Source organism: Tatumella ptyseos ATCC 33301 (assembly GCF_000735525.1).
In the GTDB taxonomy this organism is placed as follows: domain Bacteria; phylum Pseudomonadota; class Gammaproteobacteria; order Enterobacterales; family Enterobacteriaceae; genus Tatumella; species Tatumella ptyseos.
Genome location: NZ_JMPR01000018.1, coordinates 131,223 through 156,152, shown reverse-complemented (window position 1 = coordinate 156,152; position 24,930 = coordinate 131,223). Strand labels below are relative to the sequence as shown.

Below are 24,930 nucleotides of genomic sequence, written 5' to 3'. Positions count from 1 at the left end.
GTCAGCGGATCATGGCGGAGAGATTGTCAGTGTCTGGCCCAGCATGACATTTTCAGAACGCATATGATTTTGCTGCATTATACGCGTTGAGCTCACACCATACTTAGCGGAAATACTACTGAGTGTATCTCCTCTGACCACTTTATGCCGGACAATCGCCGGAGGTTTGGTCGCTAACGTATTTTGCGGGCTCCCCCCGGTTGCGGGGATTTTCAGACGCTGCCCTGTCATCACATTTTCGTTCTTCAGACGGTTAAGATCAATCAGCACACGGTTCGTCACACCATAACGCCGTGCAATTCCTGTCAGCGTTTCACCCTGCCGCACAACATGGATCGCTGATGAAACAGGCCTGGCCGGTATGGCAGGTTGCGCTTTATTCTCTCTGTCCGGCACATTTTGCTGAGGGTGCAGTTTAAAATAGTTATGCAGCCCTGAGTAAATCGCTCTGGCAATCTTATCCTGATAGGCGCTGGTTCCCAGCAGACGTTCTTCCTTCCGGTTACTGATAAATCCGGTTTCAACCAGTAAGGAGGGAATATCCGGCGAACGCAATACCCCAAGGCTCGCATGTTCAGGCAAGCGTTTATGCATCACTGTTACAACCCGTAGCTGCTGGATCACTTTGACCGCAACGTCATACCCTACGCGCTGTGAATGGCCAAACTGCAAGTCCAGTACCGCCTGACTGAAATACGGATCCGCCTGATTGTTTGCCAGAAGATCACCCGCACCGCCCAGTAATTCAGACTGTTTTTCTCTCTTTTCGAGCCAGCCTGCCATTTCTGAGTTTGCCCGCCGGTTGGAAAGCACCCAGACAGAAGCCCCCGTGGCAGAACGATTCGGGGCCGAATCCGCATGAATGGAGAGCAGCAGATTCGCCTTTTCTTTGCGTGCAACCTCAGAACGCCCCTTCACGGAGACATAGTAGTCCCCGGTTCGGGTCATAACGGCTTTAAACATAGGGTCTGCATTCAGCAGTTTTTGCAGTTTACGGGCGATGGCGATGGTGACATTTTTCTCTTTAAGCCCGTTCTGGCCTATTGCCCCGGGATCCTGGCCACCATGCCCGGCATCAATAGCGATGATCACCCGGTCGTTATTACGGATCTTACCGCCGGGATACGTTGTCGTATTGGTATTCGTCACCGTCGCCCCATTCTGCCCTTTGAAAGGGTCACTGGCCGGCGTCGCTTTCGCGGCCGAAGTGACGGCATTTTTTCCATGCAAAGAAAAAATAACCTGATATTCATCCCCCTGCACATTCATCCGGGTCGTGGTTTTCGCCGACTGTGTCAGCTCAAAGACCAGACGAAAGCTGTTCGCATTAACCGGTTTGCTGGTACGAATACGCTTTACGATATTCTCACCACTAAAATTCAGCGGCAGGCCTTTAATCACTCCCGACTGATTGATATCCATCACTACCCGTTCGGGTTTATGGAGAGAAAACCATGAGTAGGTGGGTTTACCGTTAAAATGCAGTGTCACCGTGGCCAGTGAACCGCCATTATCGACACTGATATTGGATAACGATGCTGCAACACTTAGCCCCGGCAACAGGAGGGTCAGTAGCAATAACAGTCCATACCGGGACAAATGCCGTAAGGTCATACTCCATCCCTGTCTGTGACCGACTTCGCGACAATATTTTCCCCATAAGGGGTATGGGCAACGATCTCTGCCTGCCGGCAGTCGTCCACGTAACTCATGGTGATCGTCAGATCCGGCTCAGGTAAAAAGCCTTTTCCCTGCTGTGGCCATTCGACCAGGCAGATAGCCTCTGCGCCGAAATAATCACGGATCCCCATAAATTCCAGTTCTTCAGGATCCGCCAGACGATACAGATCGAAATGGTAAACAGTGCGCTGCCCAAGGGTATAAGGTTCCACCAGGGTGTAGGTCGGGCTTTTCACGTTCCCCTGATGCCCGAGCGCCTGGATAAAACCACGACTGAAGGTGGTTTTTCCGGCCCCCAAATCACCGTGCAGATAGATAACCGTGGCACGGTGACTGGCCTGTGCAAGAGATGCGCCTAAAGCCAGAGTGGCCGATTCATCAGGTAAAGCGATAACAGAGGTTTTCATTCTTTATTTTACGTTCATATCAGGATTAACAAATCGCCTAAGCGGAATAAATAAATCACTGGCTAACATACCACGCATGCCTGATTCGCTGGCAACAGCATCGGCCGCGGCACTATGGGCGACGACACCGGCGCAGGCCGCATCATAAAGAGAGAGTTTCTGCCCGGCAAGTGCGGCAATCACACCGCTCAGCACGTCACCCATCCCCCCGGTCGCCATCCCGGGATTCCCTGCATCGGCAATCGTCATTTCGTCTTTGAAAGACGTGATCAGCGTGCCTGCCCCTTTCAGTACGACAACCCCGCCATAACGCAGTGTCAGTTCGCGTGCGGCCTGTAGCCGGTCGCGTTCGACAGCACTGACCGTCGACCCAAGTAATCGAGCGGCTTCACCGGGGTGAGGGGTAAGAATTCGATTTTGACGTGTATCGGGGTCGATTGCCAGAAGGTTAAGGGCATCAGCATCCCAAAGTGTGTCTTTTTTACTTTTTTTTACCTGGTTCAGGAGCTGTCGGGCACGCTGACTCTGGCCCAGTCCCGGACCGATAACCAGCATATCGGCCCATTCCAAAGCTTCCTGCAGTTTTTCGTCCGAGGCTTCGGCAACCATCAGTTCCGGACGTGCGCTCAGAATGGCCGGGATATTGCTGGCGTGAGTCAATACTCTGACCAGGCCGGCTCCGCTGCGTAATGCCGCCTCTGCGGCAAGGCGTATTGCTCCCCCGGTCCCTTCTGCGCCCCCGATGAAGACTAACCGCCCATTATTCCCTTTATGGGACGTCCCCTGACGGGGCTGCAGCCACCGCGACAGATCCCGCGCGGTTCTGCGCCAGATCGGCGCTGCAGTCAGTACCGGGTCAGGTAGCGTTCCGAGAGGATCCAGCGTCACCCTGCCGCAATAATCCCGCGCTTTACCGGTCAGCAGTCCGGCTTTCAGCGCGATAAAACTCAGTGTCACGGTGGCCTTGATAGCAGCCCCCGGTACTGCCCCGCTATCCGCCATGACGCCGGAAGGGATGTCCAGGGCCAGGATAGGCACCTGCCGTTGGCGGGTTTTTTCGATCAACGACAGATAAGGATCTTCAGGTGCGCGATTCAGACCGATCCCCAGCAAAGCATCAACGATCAGATCCTCCTGCCCGATCCACTCCCCGTCTGCAGGCTGACATTCCCCGCCACAGGCCAGCCATTGATCTCTGGCTTGTGCGGCTTCCGGCGGAAGATCTTTATGATCACACGCCATCACACTGACGGTATAACCCGCCATACTTGCCAGGGTCGCCAGTACATAACCATCCCCGCCATTATTTCCGGCCCCGCATAAGATGCGTAAATGCCGTGCTGCCGGCCAGGTCTGCCGCAGATACGTAAACGCAGCCATACCTGCCTGCTGCATCAGCTGCCAGCAGGTAATATCACCGCTCTCACACAGAGCACGTTCGAGTTCAGGGAAGGCGTTAACCGGCCAGACAGCCGACGATGAAGAAAGATCCTGATGATGCTCAGACATTGGCGACCTCTTAATCACGGGAAAGAGAGGCCGACAGGATAACATAGCAGGCAAAAATAGGGAGCCGGTCCCTGACAGGCACATATTCGCCACACAGATACCTGGCTAAATTATTTTATAGGGTTTCTTTTTGCAGGAGATTTTTGTCTGTGGATAAAAATAAAAATATCTTTTTTATTCAAGGTATACAGAGAGAAAATGACGAAAGTCACATTGCGGTGAAAATAAAATATTTTTATTTAAATCAATCGGTTGCTAACTATCTCTGGCAATGACTCTGTACAGGAGAGCGAAGGTAAAAAAAGGTTAAAACTGTGGATAACTCTGTTTACAGACTACAAAAAAGATGCCTGTATAGGGCACTCACGGATGAATCCTTTGTAAAAATAAAGGCTTCCCTTTGTGCGGTACGAAATAGCACATCAGAGATACAGTATTTCGGGGAGGCGTATTATGCAGAGAACGCACTGTGATAGCAACTAGCAAACGCACTGATGCGCACTGATCGATGGTTATTTATACAAATCGCTAAACGCTGACGCAGCCCCGGGGATCAGCCTCCCGGAATACATCATAAATATCAGCAGGGTAGATAGATCCTCTGTATGACAAACGATCCTTTGCCGATCGCACGACAAAAAGTAAAAAAGTGGCGGATCTGGCGAAGAGAAGTTATTCAGCTATATCTGATTTCTTGCTAAGCTGAAGTTAACTGCTGGCATTAGCGTCCGGCATGCCAATAACAGTTCACAAAACATCAATTATAACGGCAGCCTGGTGACAGGACATTATGGGTACTGAGGAAGACAATGAATAACCAAGAAATCATCTGGTACAACGGCGAATGGAGCACGACAGATAAACCTGCGATTGGTATCACCGATCATGCATTATGGATGGCCTCTACTGTGTTTGACGGCGCGCGCGCTGTCAAAGGCCATCTTCCGGACCTGGAAGCCCACTGTCAGCGCGCTATTCGCTCCGCGCTTTCTATGGGAATGGAACCTAAAATTACCGCAGACGAAATTATTCGTTTAGTCCACCAGGGGCTGGCCCGCCTTCCTCACGATACCGATTACTACATTAAAGTTCTGTTCTTCTCTCCTGGCGGGTTCCTGCTGCCGGATCCTGAAAGCACAACTTTTGCATTACATATTTTTGAAACAGCCCTGCCGGAAGATAACGGATTCAGCGCAACGTTCAGTCCGTTCCGTCGCCCCGACGCGACCATGGCTCCCACGGAAGCCAAAGCTTCCTGCCTGTATCCGAATACACAACGTATTATCCGGGAAGCCAGCCAGCGTGACTTTTACACCGCAGTGGTACTGGACGGTGAAGGAAATGTGGCAGAATTTGCAGCGGCTAACCTGTGGATCGTCAAAAATGGTACGGCCTATACCCCGGTGCCTAACGGGACTTTCCTGAACGGAATTACCCGTCAGCGGGTGATTGCCCTGTTACGTGAAGACGGTATTACGGTAGAAGAAGTGACGTTAACCCCGGAAGATGTCCTGAATGCAGACGAAATCTTCAGTACCGGTAACCACGGTAAGGTTCTGCACTGTAACCGTATTGAAGACAGAGAGCTGACCCGTGGCCCTGTCAGTGCCCGTGCCCGTGAGCTATATCAGGCCTTTACCGAAGCCTCAGAAAAAGTTCAGGGGTGAAGTCACCGCGGATAAGGTAACGCATAGCGTCCGCCTTCCCCTGTCATCCGGCAATATCGATCAGCGTACCTGGTGCGCTGATTTTTTTTACCCGCGATTCCCGGCACAGCAAATCAGCAAATCAGCAAATCAGCAAATCAGCAAATCAGCAAATCAGCAAATCAGCAAATCAGCAAATCAGCAAATCAGCAAATCAGCAAATCAGCAAATCAGCAAATCAGCAAATCAGCAAATCAGCAAATCAGGATAAGAAAGAGAAGTGTCAAACGGAAGAAAATACCGAAGAAAATCTGGAGCGGGAAACGAGACTCGAACTCGCGACCCCGACCTTGGCAAGGTCGTGCTCTACCAACTGAGCTATTCCCGCATCGGAGGTACAACTGCAACTACGTTTATTAACTCTGGAGCGGGAAACGAGACTCGAACTCGCGACCCCGACCTTGGCAAGGTCGTGCTCTACCAACTGAGCTATTCCCGCGCCGGCAACGACATAAATTCTTCATCGTTACGGGGTGCGAATTATACGAGAATAATTCCGCTACGCAAGCCCCGTTACCAATATTTTTGCAGCTTTTCGTCTGACTGATGATTAATGCATCATGTTGTTGTCAGATTAGTCAACTTTACTTAAAGACTGAGGAAATTATCCCGGTAGTAGCGCAATTCAGCCACTGACTCACGAATATCATCCAGTGCCTGATGCGTCCCCGCTTTACTGAAACCCGGCAGGATTTCCGGTTTCCAGCGACGAGCCAGCTCTTTCAGCGTACTCACATCCAGTGCCCGGTAATGGAACCATGCTTCCAGTTCAGGCATATACTTGTAGAGGAAACGGCGATCCTGACCGATACTGTTCCCGCAAATAGGGGAGGCATTCGCGGGGACCCACTGTTTTAAAAATTCCAGCGTGGCAAGCTCTGCCGCCCGGTCATCGTACTGACTCTGCTTAACCCGTTCAACCAGACCGCTGCCGGTATGGGTACGAACATTCCAGTCATCCATCAGAGACAGTTGTTCGGCGGACTGGTGAACCGCAATCACTGGCCCTTCGGCAAGAATATTCAGGTCCGCATCGGTCACCAGCGTTGCGATTTCTATGATCCGATCCCGTTCCGGGTCCAGGCCGGTCATTTCGAGGTCAATCCAAATCAGATTGTTTTCACTTGCAGTTGCCATACACTCTCTCACCGTTGCTAAAATCGTCTATTGATGACTAATAATGGTATCATAGACGTTTTGTCCCGCCGGGCGAAGTCTGGCAAATCATGAGAGGAAGTGTGAGCAAAAATAAACTGTCAAAAGGTCAGCAGCGTCGTGTTAATGCTAACCATCAGCGACGCCTGAAAACACGACCGGAAAAAGCAGAGCCTGATGACAGCCTCTTTAGCGAACCGGAAGAAGGGATTGTGATCAGCCGCTTTGGTATGCATGCCGATGTGGAAGACAGCACGGGGAATATTCTGCGGTGTAATATCCGCCGGACTATCCGTTCACTGGTCACCGGTGACCGTGTGGTCTGGCGCGCACCACAAAGTGGTGCCGGGAAAGGGATTGTCGAAGCCGTTCATGAAAGAACCTCGATGCTGACCCGCCCGGATTATTACGACGGCCTGAAGCCGATCGCTGCCAATATTGATCAGATTGTCATTGTGTCGGCCATTTTACCGGAATTATCGCTGAATATTATCGACCGCTATCTGGTGGCCTGTGAAACGCTGGGGGTTGCGCCACTGCTGGTGTTGAATAAAACCGATCTGCTGGATGAGGCGGCACGGGCCTTTGTGAACGAGCAAATGGATATTTACCGCAGGATCGGGTATCCGGTATTGATGGTATCGAGCTACGAACGTCAGGGGCTGGAACCCCTGGAGCAGGCACTGACTGACAGGATCAGTATTTTTGCAGGCCAGTCCGGTGTGGGTAAATCCAGCCTGCTGAACCGGCTGTTAGGACTGGATGCCGCCAGTGAAGATGAGATCCTGACCAATGATGTGTCAGATAATTCAGGTCTGGGCCAGCACACCACTACCGCCGCCCGCCTGTATCACTTCCCGCAGGGCGGAGATGTGATCGACTCCCCGGGGGTCAGGGAGTTTGGTCTCTGGCATCTGGAACCGGAACAAATTACCCGGGGATTTGTCGAATTTGCGGACTATCTTGGTCATTGTAAATTCCGCGACTGCAAACATGATAACGATCCGGGTTGTGCAATACGTCAGGCCGTAGAAGACGGCAAGATTGACGAAGTACGCTTCGAAAGTTACCACCGTATTCTGGAAAGCATGGCACAGGTTAAAGTCCGGAAAAACTTTTCTGTCAGTGAGGACTAACTGACATACTGGCGGGATCGCCAATTTACCAGGGTCGCCTGAGTTGCGCCCGTTTTTATCTGCATATCGTGATCATGCCAGGAGGCAACATGCTCGAAAAAATTAAACTTGGCATCAATGCTGTTTTACCTAAAAAAGCGCTAACCGAACTGGCTGGCTGGGCTGCCAGCCGTCGCGGAGGATGGCTTACCCGTTCAGTAATAGACCTGTTTGTCTGGTACTATAAAGTGGACATGTCTGAGGCGGTGAAGAAAGAAACGTCGGCCTACCCGACCTTCAATGACTTCTTCGTCCGTCCGTTAAAAGAAGGTGCCCGCCCGATTGATAACGACCCTAATCTGCTGGTCCAGCCCGCAGATGGTGCCGTGAGTCAGGCCGGACGTATCGAAGAAAATCAGATCTTCCAGGCAAAGGGTCATCAGTACACCCTGGAAGCCTTACTCGCAGGTGATGAGCGCCGTGCCGCCGATTTTTACAACGGCCAGTTTGTAACTACTTACCTCGCGCCGCGTGATTACCACCGTGTCCATATGCCCTGCAATGGTATCCTGCGCGAAATGGTGTATGTGCCCGGAGACCTGTACTCCGTGAATCCGCTGACTGCGCGCAATATTCCCAACCTGTTTGCCCGTAACGAGCGCGTGATTTGCTACTTTGATACCGACTTCGGCCCGATGGTTCAGATACTGGTCGGTGCCACCATTGTCGGCAGTATCGAAACGGTCTGGGCCGGAACCATTACGCCACCACGTGAAGGGGTGATTAAGCGCTGGCACTACCCTGCAGCAGAGACAGAAGGTGCAGTTGTGCTACTGAAAGGTGATGAAATGGGCCGCTTTAAGCTCGGTTCCACAGTCATTAATCTGTTTGCGAAAAATAAAGTCATGCTGAGTGAGTCTCTGGAAGCCGAAGCGAAAACCCGACTGGGACAGCCTCTGGCCAGAACTTTCTCTGAGACTCCCTCTGACAGTCCTGTCACTGAGTAAGCCCGGAGAACGATGACGTGCGCGTGATTGTGGCTTTACTGCTGAGCCTCGGGCTCAGCTTTTCACTGTATGCGGCCCCGCTTCCCGAGGCCGCACAGATAAAACAGGCGCTGGAAACAGCTAAAAACAGTAAAGCCAGCCCGGCGCAGGCAGAACTGGTTCAGACGTTACAGACTGCCCTGGATTTTATCGATCAGCGTACCGCATCGATCGAGCAGGCACGTCAGTATCAGTCTGTTATCGATAATTTCCCTAAATTGTCCCGGGAAATACAGCAGCAAATTGTCTCGGTGACAGATACCCCGAAAACGGTCAGTCCGTCACTGAGCAGTAATGAGCTGGAGCAGGAGATTTTACGGGTCAGCAGCCAGTTACTGGAAGAAGGCCGTCAGGCCCAGCAGGAACAGGATCGGGTCCGGGAAATCAGTGATTCCATCACACAATTGCCGCAGCAACAAACCGAAGCCAGGCGGGCGCTGACTGACAGTGATCATCGTCTGCAAAGTCTTTCCGTTTCTGCCACTGCCCGCGGGCAAGCCACGGCCTGGGCACGTGAAACCGGGAATGCCGCAAGCAAAGCCCGTGTCAACGAACTGGAACTGGCTCAGTTGTCTGCAAGTAATCGTCAGGAGCTGGCACGATTACGGGCTGAGCTGCATCAGAAGACCATGACGCAGCTGGATAACTATCTGCAGGCACTGAGAAACCAGCTGAATACCCTGCGCCAGCAGGAAGCACAACAGGCACTGGAACGTACCGAGCAACTGGCTGAAAATAGCGGTGAGCTTCCTCCCGGTATCAGTGAACAATTCCGTATCAACCGCGATCTTTCCAACGATTTGAATCAACAGGCTCAGCGGATGGATCTGGTGGCCTCTCAGCAGAGACTCGCCGCCAGCCAGACTCTGCAGGTCAGACAGGCGCTCAGCACACTGCGGGAGCAATCTCAATGGCTTGGCGAATCTAACCTGCTGGGAGAAGCCCTGCGTGCTCAGGTCGCCCGCCTGCCGGAAGTCCCGAAACAGCAACAGATTGACAGTGAAATGGGTGAGTTGCGGGTACAACGGCTGCATTATGAAGATCTGCTAAGCCGGCAAGGAAGTTTGCACTCACTGACCCAGGAAGATGGTACTCCCCTGACCACCAGCCAGACACGTATTCTGGATGCCCAGCTACGCACCCAGCGCGAATTACTCGGCTCGCTGATCTCCGGTTGTGATTCTCTGATTCTGGAGATCACCAAACTTAAAGTGGCCAATACCCAATTGCAGGATGCATTGGATGATGTGAAAGATGCCACCCACCGCTATCTGTTCTGGACGGCTGATGTAGGCCCGGTCACCTTCCATTATCCGGTGCAGGTCGTCCAGGATCTGTCACGTCTTCTTTCTCTGGATACTTTCGGGCAACTGGGTAAAGCCACAATAATGATGTTTACCAGCAGAGAAACCATTGTCCCTATCCTGGGGGCATTCTTTCTGGTGGTCATCAGTATCAGTTCGCGTCGTCATTACCAGGCTTTCCTCGAACGCTCAGCCGGTAAAGTCGGAAAAGTCACCCTGGATAAATTCAGCCTTACCGTGCGTACCGTCTTCTGGTCAATTCTGGTTGCGCTTCCCCTGCCGGTATTATGGGCGGCGCTCGGGTATGGTCTTCAGCATGCCTGGCCTTATCCCATCGCCGTGGCGATTGGCGACGGTGTTACCGCAACTCTGCCGGTATTATGGGCATTTATGATCAGTGCGGCCTTTGCCAGACCCCATGGATTGTTTATTACACACTTCCGCTGGCCACAAGCCAGTGTCGCCAAAGCGATGCGCTACTACTCCCTGACGGTGGGTGTCATTGTACCGCTCATTATGGTGCTGATTACCTTCGATAATCTTGAAGACCGCCAGTTTTCTGCCTCTCTGGGCAGACTTTGCTTCATTTTTATCTGTATCTCTCTGACTGTCGTGACAAACGCTCTGAAACGGGCTGGCCTGCCGTTGTATTTTGACCGCCAGGGCAACAGTGACAACATGACCAATACCATTCTCTGGGATGTCATGATGGCTATTCCTCTGATTGCTGCGCTCGCGTCCTGCATCGGGTACCTGGCAACCGCACAGGCACTGCTGGCACGTCTGGAGAGCTCACTGGCTATCTGGTTTGTACTGTTAGTGATTTATCATGTTATACGTCGCTGGATGCTTATCCAGCGACGCAGAATTGAGTTCGATCGTGCACGACAGAAACGCGCAGATATGCTTGCCAGCCGTGCCCGTAACGGTGAAGAAGAAAAAGAGCATAACGGCTTCAGTAACGACTCTTATGATGTTGATGAACCCGTTATCGACCTCGATACCATCAGTGCCCAGTCGCTGCGCCTGGTGCGTTCCTTACTGACACTGGTGGCGTTAGTCTCACTGATTTTACTGTGGTCAGAACTGCATTCTGCCTTCGCATTTCTGGAAAATATTCCGTTATGGGATGCATCCCCGGCCGGCGGAGAAAATATCCAGCCGGTGACACTGGGTGCAGTGTTGATAGCCATTCTGGTACTGATTATCACCCTGCAACTGGTCAGAAACATGCCCGCCTTGCTGGAGCTGGCCTTATTACAGCACCTGAGTCTGACACCAGGGACCGGGTATGCGATTACCACCTTAACCAAATATGTGCTGATGATTATCGGTGTGATGACAGCGTTTTCGATGCTGGGCATTGACTGGGCTAAGCTGCAATGGCTGGTCGCGGCACTGGGCGTCGGATTAGGGTTCGGGTTACAGGAGATCTTCGCAAACTTTATTTCCGGCCTGATCATTCTGTTTGAAAAACCGATACGTATCGGTGATACCGTAACTATTCGTGAGCTGACAGGAACCATTTCGAAAATAAATACCCGCGCCACCACGATCACTGACTGGGATCGTAAAGAAATTATTGTGCCGAATAAGGCATTTATTACCGAACAGTTTGTTAACTGGTCACTTTCTGATGCTGTCACTCGGGTCGTGCTGACCATCCCGGCCCCGGCGCATATCAACAGTGAACTGGTCACCGGGGTACTGAAGCAGGCGGCAGAGCGTTGTAGCTACGTGCTGAAAACCCCGCTTCCTGAAGCTTTCCTGGTGGATCTTCAGCAAGGTATTCAGCTGTTTGAGTTACGTATTTACGCCGCAGAAATGGGCCACAGGATGCCTCTGCGCCATGAGCTTCATCAGTTGATACTGAAAGGCTTCAAAGACAACCACATCGAAATGCCCTTCCCGCCTTTCCAGGTTCGTATGGAGAAAGTCAGTACGCCATTGCCGGGTGCTCAGGGAACGCCACAAACGAAAGTTTATAAGTCCGGAGGGTTGTAAGAAAGACTGTATTTTCCGGCCCCGGGGAGAACAGGGCCGGATAAGATCAGCAACGATCGACCGGGAAAGCGATCACATCGTTCAGAGATTCGGCTTTCAACGCCAGCATAATAAGACGATCAACGCCTAACGCCACTCCGGAGCAATCAGGCAGACCATGCTCTAACGCCGCCAGCAGTAACTGATCAATCGGCTGCTCAGGTAATCCTTTTTCTGCACGACGGCGATTATCCTGTTCAAACCGCAGACGTTGTTCCCTGGCGTCGGTCAGTTCCCGGAAGCCATTAGCCAGCTCGATCCCGCGATAGTAAACCTCAAAACGCTCTGCCACCCGATGATCTTCAGTACTGATTTCTGCCAGCGAGGCCTGAGATGCCGGGAAGTGATAGACAAACGCAGGCCTTTCCTGACCAATCTTAGGCTCTACCCCCAGCATAAACAGCAGTTGCAGCAGAGTATCGCGGTCATCTTCGGCAGCGGCTAAATCTCCCACTCCCAGTGTCGCGGCAACCGCAACCAGAGCCTCTTTTTCTGCCGTCAGGGGGTCAATATTCAGGCAACGCAGAAACGCCTGCTGATAGGATAATGACTCCGCCTCACCACATTCCAGGATCTGTTGCAGCAGGTCATCAACTTCGTTGATTAACCGGTACATATCATAATGCGGCCGGTACCATTCCAGCATGGTGAATTCAGGATTATGGTGCCGTCCCGCTTCTTCATTACGGAAGCTACGATTCATCTGGTAAATCGGACCGCTACCCGCGGCCAGCAGGCGCTTCATATGATACTCGGGGCTGGTCATTAACCATAAATCCAGTCCCTGAGACGCGCCCGGCCCGACAAACCGTGTTTTGAACGGCACCAGGTGGATGTCGGTGACGGTTGCCTGGCTCATCGCCGGAGTCTCTACTTCAAGGACACCACGATCTGCAAAAAAACGCCGGATATCCGCTACAATTGCCGCACGTTTCAGTAGATTGGCAATCGGTGCACTCGGCTGCCAGTGTGTGGTTTCGTTCATTGTCGTACTCCCGGGATGACAAAAGTGGTGCAGTCTACATGCAACATCACCGACAAACAATGACGTCATGCATGGGCGAAACCGCCGTGACGACAGAGAGTAATTTTCGTTCCAAAGGTCTGTGACGCCGGCAGGCAGAAAAGAGTTGGTTTTTCAACGAGGAAGCAGACATGAGGGCTGGGAGCAAAAATATCCTCATCGTAGTCACAGCACAGTGAAACAACACAGTAAGCATAGCCGTTTTTTTACAGTGCAGAAGGCCGGACAGTGAGGAGGTTCACAAAGTTAACGGATCAGCTCGCCACGCGGGAAATGGCATTACCAAGGTGTGAGACATCTTCACCAAAACCACGAAAGGTGTTGCATCCGCTAAGAAATGACGTGAGCGCACAGAGGAAGAGGACCTGCATTAGACGTTTTTGCATCATCATTCACCTGTCATCAGGCACCCCCGGAGAAGGGGGTGCCTGTAGGACTTATTTCACGCGTGAAACGTATTCACCGGAACGGGTATCCACTCTGATCACTTCGCCAATCTGAACGAACAGAGGAACTTTAACCACAGCACCCGTGCTCAGGGTTGCAGGCTTACCACCGGTACCGGCGGTATCACCTTTCAGACCCGGGTCAGTTTCAGTGATTTCAGCTTCAATGAAGTTCGGAGGAGTGATGGTGATCGGGTTACCGTTCCATAAAGTAACGATACATTCCGCCTGGTCCTGCAACCATTTCCCGTTCTCACCGACCGCTTTTGCGTCAGCCGCCAGTTGTTCAAAGGTATTGTTATTCATGAAGTGCCAGAACTCACCGTCGTTGTACAGGTAAGTCAGAGTCACATCAACAACATCCGCACCTTCAGCAGAGTCGGTAGACTTAAAGGTCTTCTCGATAAGCTTACCGGTCAGCAGGCGACGCATTTTAACGCGTGCAAATGCCTGCCCTTTTCCTGGTTTTACGAACTCACTGGCTTCAATGGCGTAAGGCTCGCCATCAATCATAATTTTAAGACCGTTACGAAAATCGTTGCTAGAATATGTTGCCATGAAGGCCCTCGACAAATATGGATACTGGACAAAGCCAAAAAAATGGCAAACATTGTAACCCTAAATACCCCCTCCAGAGAAGATTGGTTGCAACAACTTACGGAAGTTGTCACCGAACCTGATGAATTACTGAAGCTTTTAGATCTGGAGCATCTGCCGGCACTACAGGCCGGAACCGGCGCACGCCGGTTATTTGCCCTGCGCGTCCCGCGGGCGTTTATCCGTAAAATGGAAAAAGGCAATCCGCAGGACCCTCTGTTACTGCAGGTCATTACCCAACAGGAAGAATTTATTTCCACGCCTGGCTACAGTATCGACCCGCTGGAAGAGCAGCAAAATGCCGTACCGGGGCTGCTGCATAAGTACCGTAACCGTGCGTTATTGCTGGTCAAAGGAGGCTGTGCGGTTAACTGTCGCTATTGCTTCCGCCGGCATTTTCCCTACCAGGATAATCAGGGAAATAAGCGGAACTGGCAGGCCGCCCTCGACTATATTCGCCATCACCCGGAGCTGGATGAAATTATCTTTTCCGGCGGGGACCCCCTGATGGCGAAAGACCACGAGCTGGACTGGCTTATCAGCGAGCTTGAGGCAATCCCCCATATTCTCCGCTTGCGTATCCATAGCCGGTTACCGGTGGTGATCCCGGACAGGATCACCCCGGGGTTATGCCAGCGGTTATCTCAGACACGGTTGCAGGTCATTATGGTGACCCACATCAACCACGCTAATGAGATTGACCCGGCCTTAACGGAGGCGATGGCCAGGCTGAAACGTGCCGGGGTTCTGCTACTCAATCAGGGGGTGCTGCTGAAAGGGATTAATGATAGCGCAGCCACACTTGCCGCCCTCAGTAACGCGCTATTTAACGCCGGGATCCTGCCCTATTATTTGCATGTGCTGGATAAAGTTCAGGGAGCGGCTCATTTCTACGTGTCCGATGAGGAAGCCCGCAAAATTATGCGCGAGCTGCTGGCGATGATCTCCGGCTATCTGGTCCCCAAACTGGCACGAGAAATCGGCGGTGAACCGAGTAAAACTCCCCTCGATTTACAGCTCCGGCAGGACTGACCCGGAACTTAGCTGATCAGGTTCAGTATGGCTGACAGTAAAAGGATTTATGATACTGCCTGGTACGCTCCCGGGAATATTCTTTGCACTGCCCTCTGTTCGGGCAGTTCAGCCTCGCGGGATCCGCGCCAGGTATCCAAGGTAGCTTTCCATAAGTCACCCGGGCACGGCCCGAATTGAAAGGAGCTTTTATGAAAAAAGTCATGACCGTACTGAGCCTGTCAGTGCTTTCACTGCTGACAATGAATGCATTAGCCGCCGAAACCTGTACCGATAAACGCATTGCCATTGAAAAAGAGATGGGATATGCGCGTCAGCACAATAATACCGGCAAACTGGCAGGGTTAGAAAAGGCATTAGATCAGGTGAATACCCATTGCTCGCCGGAATCGGTTCGCCAGGATGCCCATGCACAGGTCGAAAAACTGCAGAAAAAGCAGTCTGAAAAACAGGCTGATGTCAAAGCGGCAGAAGAGGAACTGCAGCAGGCTATCCGTCGGGGTAACAAAGATAAGATAAGAAAATATCAGGATAAGGTCGCGGAGAAGAAGCAGGAGCTCAGTACCCTTACCCGTCGGCTGGATCAAAGCCGTTCTGATTTATCTGCACTGAAATAAGTCTTCTTACACAGGCAGAGCCTGATCGCTCTGCCTGATCCGTTTCAGTCCGGAAACCTCAGGAAGGGATTAAGGACATTTATAGATCTGACCAGACATTTTCGTCGCCAGAGGCACAAAATTGGAGATCACGGACAGGCCCGGTGTACTGGCACCATAGATAACATTACCTCCCATTGCCGCCGCTTTATTACGTAAATCGTTCGCAGCACCGCGCATGGAGCTGCCACCTTCCGTCCCCTGAGACGATAACCAGTTACTTTGCTCACCGGTCAGGGTGCCCAGAAACTTGCATTGCGCGGCGGGCTGTTCATCAACAAAACGCACATCCTGACCGCCTGAGGTTAATTGATTACCGGCAGTGCTGCATCCCGTCAGTAGTGCAGCCGAAAAAAAGACTGCAGCAGAGATTTGTAAACGCATTATTCTTCCTCATTATTTTTCATCATGCCAGTCACTGCTCAAGTGGCAACCATCTGTCCGAAGAGAGTGAAATATAATCTGCAATGACATATTACACCATAGCATTGGCTAAATTAAAAAACCTGTCGACAGATGCGCTCAGCCGGAAGCGTTTACGGCCCCTGGTCTTCACACCCGTATTCCCGTCGTCAGGCGTAAAAAAACCCGGCTCCTTACGGAGCCGGGTCTGCAGACTACAGGCGAACGGCAGACGTTAATCATACCGTCCTGCGTACTGACTAAGACACTGTCAGTACAGGGGGAATTACATCATTCCGCCCATTCCGCCCATGCCACCCATACCACCGGCAGCACCTAAGTCAGCTTTTTCTTCTTTTGGCAGATCAGTCACCATACATTCGGTGGTGATCATCAGGCCAGCAACAGAGGCAGCATACTGCAGCGCTGAACGGGTCACTTTGGTTGGGTCCAGGATACCGAAGTCGATCATGTTACCGTATTCTTCAGTGGCTGCGTTGTAACCAAAGTTACCTTCGCCGTGTTTCACTTTATCAGCGATAACGGAAGGCTCTTCACCGGCGTTCGCAACGATCTGACGCAGAGGGGCTTCCATCGCACGCAGTGCAACACGGATACCGACGTTCTGATCTTCGTTCTGTCCGGTCAGGCCAGAGATCTGTGCAGCAACACGTACCAGAGCCACACCACCACCAGCAACCACGCCTTCTTCTACTGCAGCACGGGTTGCGTGCAGCGCATCTTCAACGCGTGCTTTTTTCTCTTTCATTTCAACTTCAGTCGCAGCACCGACTTTCAGTACGGCAACACCGCCTGCCAGTTTAGCCACACGTTCCTGAAGTTTTTCTTTATCGTAATCAGAAGTCGCTTCTTCGATCTGCTGACGGATCTGAGAAACACGGCCACCGATAGCAGTTTCTTCACCTACGCCATCGATAATGGTGGTGGTGTCTTTATTAATAACAACACGCTTAGCCTGACCCATATCTTCCAGGACAGCTTTTTCCAGTTCCATACCGATTTCTTCGGAGATAACAGTACCGCCGGTCAGGATAGCAATATCCTGCAGCATGGCTTTACGACGGTCGCCGAAGCCAGGTGCTTTAACCGCAGCCACTTTCACGATACCACGCATGGTGTTGACCACCAGCGTTGCCAGCGCTTCACCTTCAACATCTTCAGCGATGATCAGCAGAGGCTTACCGGCTTTAGCAACAGCTTCCAGTACAGGCAGCAGTTCACGGATGTTAGAGATTTTCTTATCCGCTAACAGAATGAACGGGCTTTCCAGTTCAACGGCACCGGTTTCCGGTTTGTTGATGAAGTAAGGAGACAGGTAACCACGGTCGAACTGCATACCTTCAACCACGTCCAGTTCGTCCTGCAGACCGGTACCTTCTTCAACGGTGATAACGCCTTCTTTACCCACTTTTTCCATCGCCTGTGCGATCAGGGTACCGACGCTTTCATCAGAGTTTGCAGAGATAGTGCCGACCTGAGCAACTGCTTTAGAATCTGAACAAGGCACAGACAGCGCTTTCAGTTTTTCAACCGCAGAGATAACTGCTTTGTCGATACCGCGCTTCAGATCCATCGGGTTCATACCCGCGGCAACAGCTTTCAGACCTTCGTTGACGATAGACTGAGCCAGAACGGTCGCAGTGGTTGTGCCATCACCGGCAGCATCGTTTGCTTTAGAGGCAACTTCTTTCACCATCTGCGCACCCATGTTTTCGAACTTATCTTCCAGTTCGATTTCACGAGCAACAGAAACACCGTCTTTAGTGATAGTCGGTGCACCAAAAGATTTATCCAGAACCACGTTACGGCCTTTCGGGCCCAGGGTAACTTTTACTGCATCTGCCAGTACGTTAACACCGCGCAGCATTTTTACGCGCGCGTCATTACCAAATTTTACGTCTTTAGCTGCCATTTGAGATTTCCCTTAAATTTATTTAAGTTAGTGGAATTGGTTGTCCGGTTACTCAGTAACAACGGCCAGGATATCGTTTTCTGAAATAATCAGGACTTCCTGATTGTCAATCTTCTCAGTTTTAGCGCCGTAGCCTTCGTTAAAAATGACAACATCACCCACTTTCACATCCAAAGGTTTTACTTCACCGCTTTCAAGGATGCGGCCATTGCCTACGGCCAGAACTTCACCACGCGTAGATTTACCCGCAGCAGAACCGGTCAGAACGATGCCGCCAGCAGATTTAGCTTCTACTTCTTTACGCTTGACGATAACGCGATCATGCAATGGACGAATAGTCATTTGATAGCTCTCCTTCGAAATGCTCAGTCACAGGTTGTTTAGGGTTGAATACCGGCCCGATGGCATCGGCTTCGTGCATTCAGAGATAAGGCCTTGGAGGAGCGCTTTCAAGTGGTAAAAAAAAATTTTTTTTATTTTTCCGGCCGTCACCGTACTTCAGGTTTACAGTAGCAGGATATGCGGATTTTCAGTCGGTTACGTGAAATAAAACACCAAAGAAAGGTCAGGGAACGAAAGAAGGCATAAGGGGGCTATGCAGACACATAGCCCTTATTGGCATGACTTAGCGCGGATGAGATGAAGAGTCGTCTTTATGCTCGATAACATCGTACTCTTTACGCTCAAATTCCCCTTCCACGGTAAAGCCGTCCGGTTCAGCGTTTCCGCCACGTCTGACCTTCAGATAGGGCATCAGCTTCAGGGTCAGATGCTTTTGTACCGGGGGCAATAACAACAGCAGGCCGAGGAAATCAGTAAAAAAGCCAGGCAGGACTAACAGGAAACCGGCAATCAACAGCGAAACACTTTTCGTCATCTCAGCCGCTGGATTTTCCTGCCGCAACATTTTTTCCTGTAATAATCTGAAGTTTTTAATCCCCTGATGTTTAACCAGCGAAATACCGATAGCGGAAGTAAAGATCACCAGCACCATGGTCATTAATACACCCACCACGTGAGCGACCTGAATAAACAGTGAAATTTCAATCCAGGCAAGTAAGAAAAAAGCAATAAACGGTAACCAGCGCACGGCGGTCTCCTGTCAGTTAGCCCCCCTGCTCAGGCAGGGCGACGAAAATAGATAACATCATAAAGATGGAATAATGAAGATGGGTATAATAAAAAGTGATTTCAACCATCAGGCAGAAATTCGTTATAACTATCCCGTGATCCTGACGGAACGTCATTAACGTTAAGATTTCCGTCTAAGGCAGCACATTTTTTTACCACGCTGTAAAAAATAAGTGACCTGTGTTGCTTATTTATAACATAAACCGGATATCATCGTGCAGCACGGAGCATATCCGGATAAAATTCCGGAACCAGGCACGCACAACAAACACGTAACTTGTGTTCATGGCCTCCGGCAAGACAGTCACTCTAAGAAGGTTACCATGGTTAACAACATTCGTATCGAAGAAGACCTGCTCGGCATGCGTGAAGTTCCTGCGGATGCTTATTACGGTATTCATACGCTACGGGCGATAGAAAATTTTTATATCAGCAGCAGTAAAATCAGTGATATTCCTGAGTTTGTTCGCGGAATGGTGATGGTGAAGAAAGCCGCAGCCCTGGCCAACAAAGAGCTGCAGACTATTCCACGGCATATTGCAGACCACATTATCCAGGCCTGTGATGAAGTCCTGAATAACGGAACCTGCATGGATCAGTTCCCTGTTGATGTCTATCAGGGAGGGGCCGGAACCTCGGTAAATATGAATACGAATGAGGTGCTGGCGAATATCGGCCTTGAGCTGATGGGTCATAATAAAGGGGAATATCAGTACCTTAACCCTAATGACCATGTGAATATGTGTCAGTCAACCAACGATGCCTATCCGACCGGATTTCGTATTGCCGTCTACAACTCTTTGCTGAAACTGGTCGATGCGATTAACGCACTGGCCGAAGGTTTTCAACGCAAAGCCATTGAATTTAAAAACATCCTGAAAATGGGGCGCACACAGCTTCAGGATGCCGTTCCGATGACTCTGGGTCAGGAATTTAATGCCTTCAGTATTCTGCTGAAAGAAGAAACCCGCAGCATTTTGCGTACGGCTGAGCTGCTGCTTGAGGTTAACCTTGGAGCAACCGCTATCGGAACCCGGCTGAATACGCCGGACGGCTATCAGCCACTGGCCGTAAAATATCTGGCTGAGGTCAGCCGTCTGCCGGTCGTTGCCGCCGAAGATTTAATTGAAGCCACCTCGGACTGCGGCGCTTACGTGATGGTACATTCATCTCTTAAACGGCTGGCGGTGAAACTGTCGAAGATCTGTAATGATCTGCGCCTGCTGTCTTCCGGTCCCCGGGCGGGTTTAAACGAGATTAATCTGCCACAGCTGCAGGCGGGTTCTTCCATTATGCCGGCGAAGGTGAACCCGGTCGTCCCGGAAGTGGTCAACCAGGTCTGCTTTAAAGTGATTGGTAATGATATTACCGTCACCATGGCGGCAGAAGCCGGACAATTACAGCTCAACGTGATGGAGCCGGTGATTGGACAGGCACTGTTTGAATCGGTCTCTATTCTCAGTAATGCCTGCTTTAATCTGCTGGAAAAATGTGTCAGCGGGATCACTGCGAACCAGCAAATTTGTGAGTCCTATGTCTTTAATTCTATCGGGATAGTCACCTACCTGAATCCGTATATCGGCCACCATAATGGCGATATCGTCGGTAAAATCTGTGCCGAAACCGGCAAAAGTGTCAGAGAAGTGGTCCTGGAACGGGGACTGCTCAGCGAAGCCCAGTTGGATGATATTTTCTCGGTTGAAAACCTGATGCACCCGGTTTACAAAGCAAAACGCTATACCGAAGATAGCCAGTAACCTTATCAGGGCCTGACCAGGCCCTGTACTCTCCCTGCCCTGAACCATTCTGTGCCTGCGTTATTCTGTACTGATGAAAAATAGTGCTATCATGCCTGACCGTTTCAGGAGTGAGTCATGAAAACATCAGACGCCGTCATTGTGTTATGCACTACCCCCGATAAGGCTTCCGCAACGGCTTTGGCTGAATGCGCTATCCGAAGCCAATTGGCGGCCTGCGTGAACATTCTTCCCGGAATGACGTCTTATTATCTCTGGCAGGATAAGCTCGAATGTGCCGAAGAGTGCCAGCTTATCCTGAAAAGTAATACTGAACATCAACACGCCTTACTGTCACTGCTCAAGCAGGCACATCCTTATGATGTCCCTGAGTTACTGGTGATCCCTGTCCAACACGGAGAGAATGAATACCTGTCATGGTTGCACGCATCGCTCGCCTGATTATCCTGGCACTTACATTATTCAGCCTGCAGACACAGGCCTCATTATTCAGTGGGCCCGCCTCATCGCCACATTTTGTGACGGTAGATCAAGCCTTCGGGTTCGATTTCAGTCAGAACGGCAATCAGTTAGTGCTGAAGTGGAATATCAGGCCAGGCTACTACCTTTATCAGCAAAAAATCACCCTGACCGCCAGCCAGGCGCAGATCGCGCAGATCGCAATGCCCGCCGGCCAGCCCCACGAAGATGAATTTTTCGGGAAAAGTCAGATATTTACCAGCGATCTCCGGGTGCCGGTTTCACTGCACGATATCAGGCCTTCAGCCAGCCTGACCGTCAGTTACCAGGGATGTGCGGCCGCAGGATTCTGTTATCCTCCGGAGACCCGGGTTGTCCCGCTCTCTCAGGCCAGCCCTTCCGATACTGCGGTCTCCCCTGCGGCGGCGGAAGCCACGTCTGCCGGCGCCCGGAGCGAACCTGCCCTGCCGGCAACGCATTTACCGTTTTCCCCACTTTGGGCGCTGCTGATTGGGATCGGTGTGGCATTTACTCCCTGTGTCCTCCCTATGTATCCGCTGATTTCGGCGATTATTCTCGGTGACAGACGCACTATCCGCACCTCACGTATCTTCCTGCTGGCCTTTGTTTATGTCCAGGGGATGGCTCTCACCTATACGCTAATGGGAATGGTCGTGGCGGCCGCCGGTTTACGTTTTCAGGCAGCCCTGCAAAGCCCTGCCGTACTGCTGACGCTGGCCGGGGTCTTTATTCTGCTGGCGCTCTCAATGTTTGGTGCTTTTACACTGCAATTACCTTCCGCGTTACAAACCCAACTCACTCTGTGGAGCAACCGGCAAAAAAGCGGTTCGCTGGCCGGGGTCTTGCTGATGGGGGCGGTGGCAGGATTAATTTGCTCTCCCTGCACCACAGCCCCGTTAAGTGCCATCCTGCTCTATATTGCACAAAGCGGTAATCTGCTGGCCGGCGGCGGAACGCTCTATCTGTATGCCCTGGGAATGGGACTGCCGCTTATTCTGGTCACACTGTTCGGCAACCGGCTACTGCCGAAAAGTGGCCCCTGGATGCAAGCCGTAAAAGAAGGGTTCGGTTTTGTCATCCTGGCGCTGCCGGTCTTTCTGATAGAACGTGTGGCAGGCGATTTATGGGGGCTGCGCCTCTGGAGTCTGTTAAGCGTGGCATTCTGCGGCTGGGCCTTCAGCCTGAGCCTGAAGAGCCACAAAGGTGGTATGCGTATTCTGCAGATAGTCTGGTTACTGCTGGCCATTATCGCTGCACGTCCGCTTCAGGACTGGGCATTCCCGTCTGCATCGCCGGCGACTCTGAGCGCAGAAACCCACGGCCTGCCTTTCGAGGATGTCAGCACGATTGCCCTGCTTGATCAGCGCCTGGCACACTCTCAGGGGAAAATCACCCTGGTGGATCTCTACGCTGACTGGTGTGTGGCCTGTAAAGAGTTTGCAAAATATACCTTTACGGCCCCGGAGGTAGCGCAGCGCCTGAAACAGTATCAGTTGCTGCGGGCCAATGTGACCGCTAACAGCGCACAGGATAATGCCCTGCTCAGCCATCTGAAGGTGCTGGGGCTGCCCACCTTGCTCTTTTTCGATGCCGAAGGCCATGAAATCCCGGGCTCACGCGTCACCGGATATATGAATGGTCGTGAATTCGCGGCACATTTACAAAAACTTCAACCCTGATTACTCTGACGATACCGGCATAGGCCGGTATCGCTTTTTTGGAGGTTCGTGTGTCACCGGAAAAAATATCAGAACAGGTATTACATTTGCTTGAGCAGCAGGGATTCGCTGCCGCAGGTACGCTGAAGCAACAATTGGGTGAACTGGGGATACTGGTCGGTGAGGATACCCATGAAGAGCAGCTAATGCGTAATGCTCTCGCGTTCCACGGGCAACAGATTGCCGGGTGGCGTCAGGATATCCGCCAGGACAGTTCACTGACCACTGAGCAAAAAATTCTGAAACGCTATGAGCTGTTATCAGAGCACGTTCAACGCGGTCGCTTTCCGGGATGTCTGTTTATCGCGGCCTGCAGTGCTTTCCCTGCCCCACATCACCCCATCCATCAGGAAGCTGAAAAACAAAAACAGGCATCATGGCAGTATACCCATCAGTACCTTTTATCTCTGGAAACCGATAACCCGACCATGGTTACCGACCAGTTGGAACTGATACTGGAAGGGTGCCTGAGTAAGTTACTGGTCAAACGCAACCTGCAGGATATCGCTATCGCCCGTCGTCTGGCTGAGGATATTTTGCAGGTCGCACTGTGCCGTAAAAATGGTGCTCTGGGCTAACAGCGGGTCTGGCGTCCAGAGGTCAGTCAGTGCCAGGACATTCACTGCCAGCCGTAGCGTTTTCAACCGTTCACCGGTGAAGACGGTATTACGCAGCCTCACCGCATGATGCTACCGGCGGTCTGCTCTGCGGGGGCTCGACCAGGAAACAGAATGGTGCCTGAGTCCCCCTTGGCCGGACAGACAGCCTGACGAAAAAACAGCAAATCAGTGAGTTTTGTCTATTAAGCAGACAGTCAGTGCCTTTTTCTGCTTTTGTCTGGTAAAAAGAGTTGACGTCTCAGGGCCATTACGGTTTAATGCGCCCCGTTGCCCGAATAGCTCAGTCGGTAGAGCAGGGGATTGAAAATCCCCGTGTCCTTGGTTCGATTCCGAGTTCGGGCACCACTCTTTCTAAGGCCTCGCAGAAATGCGGGGCTTTTTCATTTCTGCTGTTTCTGCAATCCATCAGAGGGACAGGCCTGACGCTCCAGTATGCGTCGGTTCATTCTGTCCGACAAACGCACTGATGGCTCTGCTGCCGGTGACACTTCACGGACCCGGTGATGACAGACCGGGGTTACATTGCCGGGCTCCCTCCTTCACCCGTACTTTTCTCATTGAATTTAATATCTCCCGGTAATCCCCCCACAAACAGGTGTGATTATTCTGTGAAATGGCGAGACATAAGCGAACGTGACTCATCGTCACTGCGTACCCTTTCATTTCAACGGTACATCTGTGGGGCTTGATGACCTCTTATGGCTGCCTTACCTCATAATGAATGATGTTCTGCGGCCAATCCTTCAGAACAACGTCGTTATCCGAACCAATATTGCCGCCCAGGGTTTTCTGCTTATTCAGGGCAATCACGGTTTTGTTCACTGACTATCCGTCAGAACGACACCCGGAGCGGTAATCATTGATGATAAGCCCGGGTCGGATAAAAAAATACAGTGTTCCCTCCTTTCAAAAGCACCTACAGCTATACCTGACGTTAAACCGGAAGCGATTCAACACGAAGATCTGTTCAGGGCTACAAGTCACCCCCTGGCCATCAAAATGCATAAAAAATTTTAACTTATAACGTTATAGAGCAACATTAAATGGAGAATTTAACCCTCCGTATCAAGCACTGGCATTTCATAATGCAAAAATAAAAATAAAACAAAATCAATTACTTATTTTATTTTGGTTATTTAATAAACAAGAAAATACATTAATTAATTTTG

At 51.3% G+C, this 24,930-nt stretch carries 22 protein-coding genes and 3 tRNA genes; 12 read left to right on the top strand and 13 right to left on the bottom strand.

Features of this window, described 5'->3' with window-relative positions:
- Nucleotides 1-9: 9 nt before the first annotated feature.
- The 3 genes from amiB to GTPT_RS04975 are packed head-to-tail and all read right to left on the bottom strand — an operon-like array spanning nucleotide 10 to nucleotide 3,596.
- Entirely contained in the window at nucleotides 10-1,614 is a 1,605-nt protein-coding gene (gene amiB, locus GTPT_RS04985; protein ID WP_029991304.1) for an N-acetylmuramoyl-L-alanine amidase AmiB, read from the bottom strand.
- Nucleotides 1,611-2,087, bottom strand: coding sequence for a tRNA (adenosine(37)-N6)-threonylcarbamoyltransferase complex ATPase subunit type 1 TsaE (gene tsaE, locus GTPT_RS04980; protein WP_025901079.1), 477 nt, complete (start codon nucleotides 2,085-2,087; stop codon nucleotides 1,611-1,613). The genes amiB and tsaE overlap by 4 nt, the downstream gene beginning before the upstream one ends.
- Before the next feature lie 3 nt (nucleotides 2,088-2,090).
- Nucleotides 2,091-3,596 (bottom strand): bifunctional ADP-dependent NAD(P)H-hydrate dehydratase/NAD(P)H-hydrate epimerase, encoded by a 1,506-nt coding sequence (locus GTPT_RS04975; protein ID WP_029991305.1) that lies wholly within the window; start codon nucleotides 3,594-3,596, stop codon nucleotides 2,091-2,093.
- A 149-nt stretch (nucleotides 3,597-3,745) separates the two neighbouring features.
- On the opposite strand from GTPT_RS04975, the gene GTPT_RS17895 reads away from it, so the two are divergent.
- Together GTPT_RS17895 and GTPT_RS04970 are read left to right on the top strand one after the other, a co-directional pair.
- A complete protein-coding gene (locus GTPT_RS17895) occupies nucleotides 3,746-3,871 on the top strand; it encodes a hypothetical protein (protein WP_256360137.1) in 126 nt (41 codons plus the stop codon).
- Between the two features lie 534 nt (nucleotides 3,872-4,405).
- On the top strand, nucleotides 4,406-5,263 hold the full coding sequence (locus tag GTPT_RS04970; protein ID WP_025901077.1) for a branched-chain amino acid aminotransferase: 858 nt from the start codon (nucleotides 4,406-4,408) through the stop codon (nucleotides 5,261-5,263).
- A 291-nt stretch (nucleotides 5,264-5,554) separates the two neighbouring features.
- Here the strand turns inward: GTPT_RS04970 and GTPT_RS04960 are convergent.
- The 3 genes from GTPT_RS04960 to orn form a co-directional block, all read right to left on the bottom strand.
- Nucleotides 5,555-5,630: transfer RNA gene (locus tag GTPT_RS04960), tRNA-Gly, on the bottom strand.
- Nucleotides 5,631-5,665: 35 nt separating this feature from the next.
- A tRNA-Gly gene (locus GTPT_RS04955) sits at nucleotides 5,666-5,741 on the bottom strand.
- 149 nt (nucleotides 5,742-5,890) lie between these two features.
- On the bottom strand, nucleotides 5,891-6,439 hold the full coding sequence (orn, locus tag GTPT_RS04950; protein ID WP_025901076.1) for an oligoribonuclease: 549 nt from the start codon (nucleotides 6,437-6,439) through the stop codon (nucleotides 5,891-5,893).
- Nucleotides 6,440-6,540: 101 nt separating this feature from the next.
- Between orn and rsgA the strand changes: the two genes are divergently transcribed.
- The 3 genes from rsgA (at nucleotide 6,541) to mscM (ending at nucleotide 11,926) form a co-directional block, all read left to right on the top strand.
- Nucleotides 6,541-7,593 (top strand): small ribosomal subunit biogenesis GTPase RsgA, encoded by a 1,053-nt coding sequence (gene rsgA / locus GTPT_RS04945; protein ID WP_025901075.1) that lies wholly within the window; start codon nucleotides 6,541-6,543, stop codon nucleotides 7,591-7,593.
- Nucleotides 7,594-7,682: 89 nt separating this feature from the next.
- The gene (gene asd / locus GTPT_RS04940) at nucleotides 7,683-8,579 is read left to right on the top strand and encodes an archaetidylserine decarboxylase (protein WP_025901074.1); all 897 of its coding nucleotides are present in this window, start codon (nucleotides 7,683-7,685) and stop codon (nucleotides 8,577-8,579) included.
- Nucleotides 8,580-8,596: 17 nt separating this feature from the next.
- Nucleotides 8,597-11,926, top strand: a complete 3,330-nt coding sequence (mscM, locus tag GTPT_RS04935) for a miniconductance mechanosensitive channel MscM (protein WP_025901073.1) — start codon at nucleotides 8,597-8,599, stop codon at nucleotides 11,924-11,926.
- Nucleotides 11,927-11,972: 46 nt separating this feature from the next.
- Here the strand turns inward: mscM and epmA are convergent, their stop codons facing one another.
- The 3 genes from epmA to efp form a co-directional block, all read right to left on the bottom strand.
- Nucleotides 11,973-12,950 carry an elongation factor P--(R)-beta-lysine ligase gene (gene epmA / locus GTPT_RS04930; RefSeq protein WP_025901072.1) on the bottom strand — a complete coding sequence of 326 codons (978 nt, stop codon included), beginning with the start codon at nucleotides 12,948-12,950 and terminating at the stop codon, nucleotides 11,973-11,975.
- Nucleotides 12,951-13,243: 293 nt separating this feature from the next.
- The gene (locus GTPT_RS16940) at nucleotides 13,244-13,375 is read right to left on the bottom strand and encodes an entericidin A/B family lipoprotein (RefSeq protein WP_174371900.1); all 132 of its coding nucleotides are present in this window, start codon (nucleotides 13,373-13,375) and stop codon (nucleotides 13,244-13,246) included.
- Between the two features lie 51 nt (nucleotides 13,376-13,426).
- Complete coding sequence (efp, locus tag GTPT_RS04925) at nucleotides 13,427-13,993, bottom strand: elongation factor P (RefSeq protein ID WP_025901071.1); 567 nt, start codon at nucleotides 13,991-13,993, stop codon at nucleotides 13,427-13,429.
- A 42-nt stretch (nucleotides 13,994-14,035) separates the two neighbouring features.
- On the opposite strand from efp, the gene epmB reads away from it, so the two are divergent.
- Complete coding sequence (gene epmB / locus GTPT_RS04920) at nucleotides 14,036-15,064, top strand: EF-P beta-lysylation protein EpmB (RefSeq protein WP_029991389.1); 1,029 nt, start codon at nucleotides 14,036-14,038, stop codon at nucleotides 15,062-15,064.
- Nucleotides 15,065-15,255: 191 nt separating this feature from the next.
- Nucleotides 15,256-15,681, top strand: coding sequence for a DUF1090 domain-containing protein (locus GTPT_RS04915; RefSeq protein ID WP_029991387.1), 426 nt, complete (start codon nucleotides 15,256-15,258; stop codon nucleotides 15,679-15,681).
- Nucleotides 15,682-15,750: 69 nt separating this feature from the next.
- Here the strand turns inward: GTPT_RS04915 and GTPT_RS04910 are convergent, their stop codons facing one another.
- From GTPT_RS04910 to GTPT_RS04895, 4 genes are all read right to left on the bottom strand, one after another.
- Nucleotides 15,751-16,104, bottom strand: coding sequence for a DUF4156 domain-containing protein (locus GTPT_RS04910; protein WP_025901068.1), 354 nt, complete (start codon nucleotides 16,102-16,104; stop codon nucleotides 15,751-15,753).
- 304 nt (nucleotides 16,105-16,408) lie between these two features.
- Nucleotides 16,409-18,055, bottom strand: coding sequence for a chaperonin GroEL (gene groL / locus GTPT_RS04905; protein ID WP_029991386.1), 1,647 nt, complete (start codon nucleotides 18,053-18,055; stop codon nucleotides 16,409-16,411).
- Between the two features lie 48 nt (nucleotides 18,056-18,103).
- Nucleotides 18,104-18,397 carry a co-chaperone GroES gene (locus GTPT_RS04900; protein WP_025901066.1) on the bottom strand — a complete coding sequence of 98 codons (294 nt, stop codon included), beginning with the start codon at nucleotides 18,395-18,397 and terminating at the stop codon, nucleotides 18,104-18,106.
- 283 nt (nucleotides 18,398-18,680) lie between these two features.
- A complete protein-coding gene (locus GTPT_RS04895) occupies nucleotides 18,681-19,145 on the bottom strand; it encodes an FxsA family protein (protein ID WP_025901065.1) in 465 nt (154 codons plus the stop codon).
- 364 nt (nucleotides 19,146-19,509) lie between these two features.
- Here GTPT_RS04895 and aspA point away from each other — a divergent pair, with 364 nt between their 5' ends.
- From aspA to GTPT_RS04870, 5 genes are all read left to right on the top strand, one after another.
- Nucleotides 19,510-20,943 carry an aspartate ammonia-lyase gene (aspA, locus tag GTPT_RS04890; protein ID WP_025901064.1) on the top strand — a complete coding sequence of 478 codons (1,434 nt, stop codon included), beginning with the start codon at nucleotides 19,510-19,512 and terminating at the stop codon, nucleotides 20,941-20,943.
- Between the two features lie 117 nt (nucleotides 20,944-21,060).
- The gene (cutA, locus tag GTPT_RS04885) at nucleotides 21,061-21,384 is read left to right on the top strand and encodes a divalent cation tolerance protein CutA (RefSeq protein WP_029991384.1); all 324 of its coding nucleotides are present in this window, start codon (nucleotides 21,061-21,063) and stop codon (nucleotides 21,382-21,384) included.
- On the top strand, nucleotides 21,360-23,102 hold the full coding sequence (locus GTPT_RS04880) for a protein-disulfide reductase DsbD (protein WP_029991383.1): 1,743 nt from the start codon (nucleotides 21,360-21,362) through the stop codon (nucleotides 23,100-23,102). Before cutA ends, GTPT_RS04880 begins: the two co-directional genes overlap by 25 nt.
- Nucleotides 23,103-23,152: 50 nt before the next feature.
- Nucleotides 23,153-23,719, top strand: coding sequence for a division control transcriptional repressor DicD (gene dicD, locus GTPT_RS04875; RefSeq protein WP_029991381.1), 567 nt, complete (start codon nucleotides 23,153-23,155; stop codon nucleotides 23,717-23,719).
- A gap of 311 nt (nucleotides 23,720-24,030) precedes the next feature.
- A tRNA-Phe gene (locus tag GTPT_RS04870) sits at nucleotides 24,031-24,106 on the top strand.
- Nucleotides 24,107-24,930 lie beyond the last annotated feature (824 nt).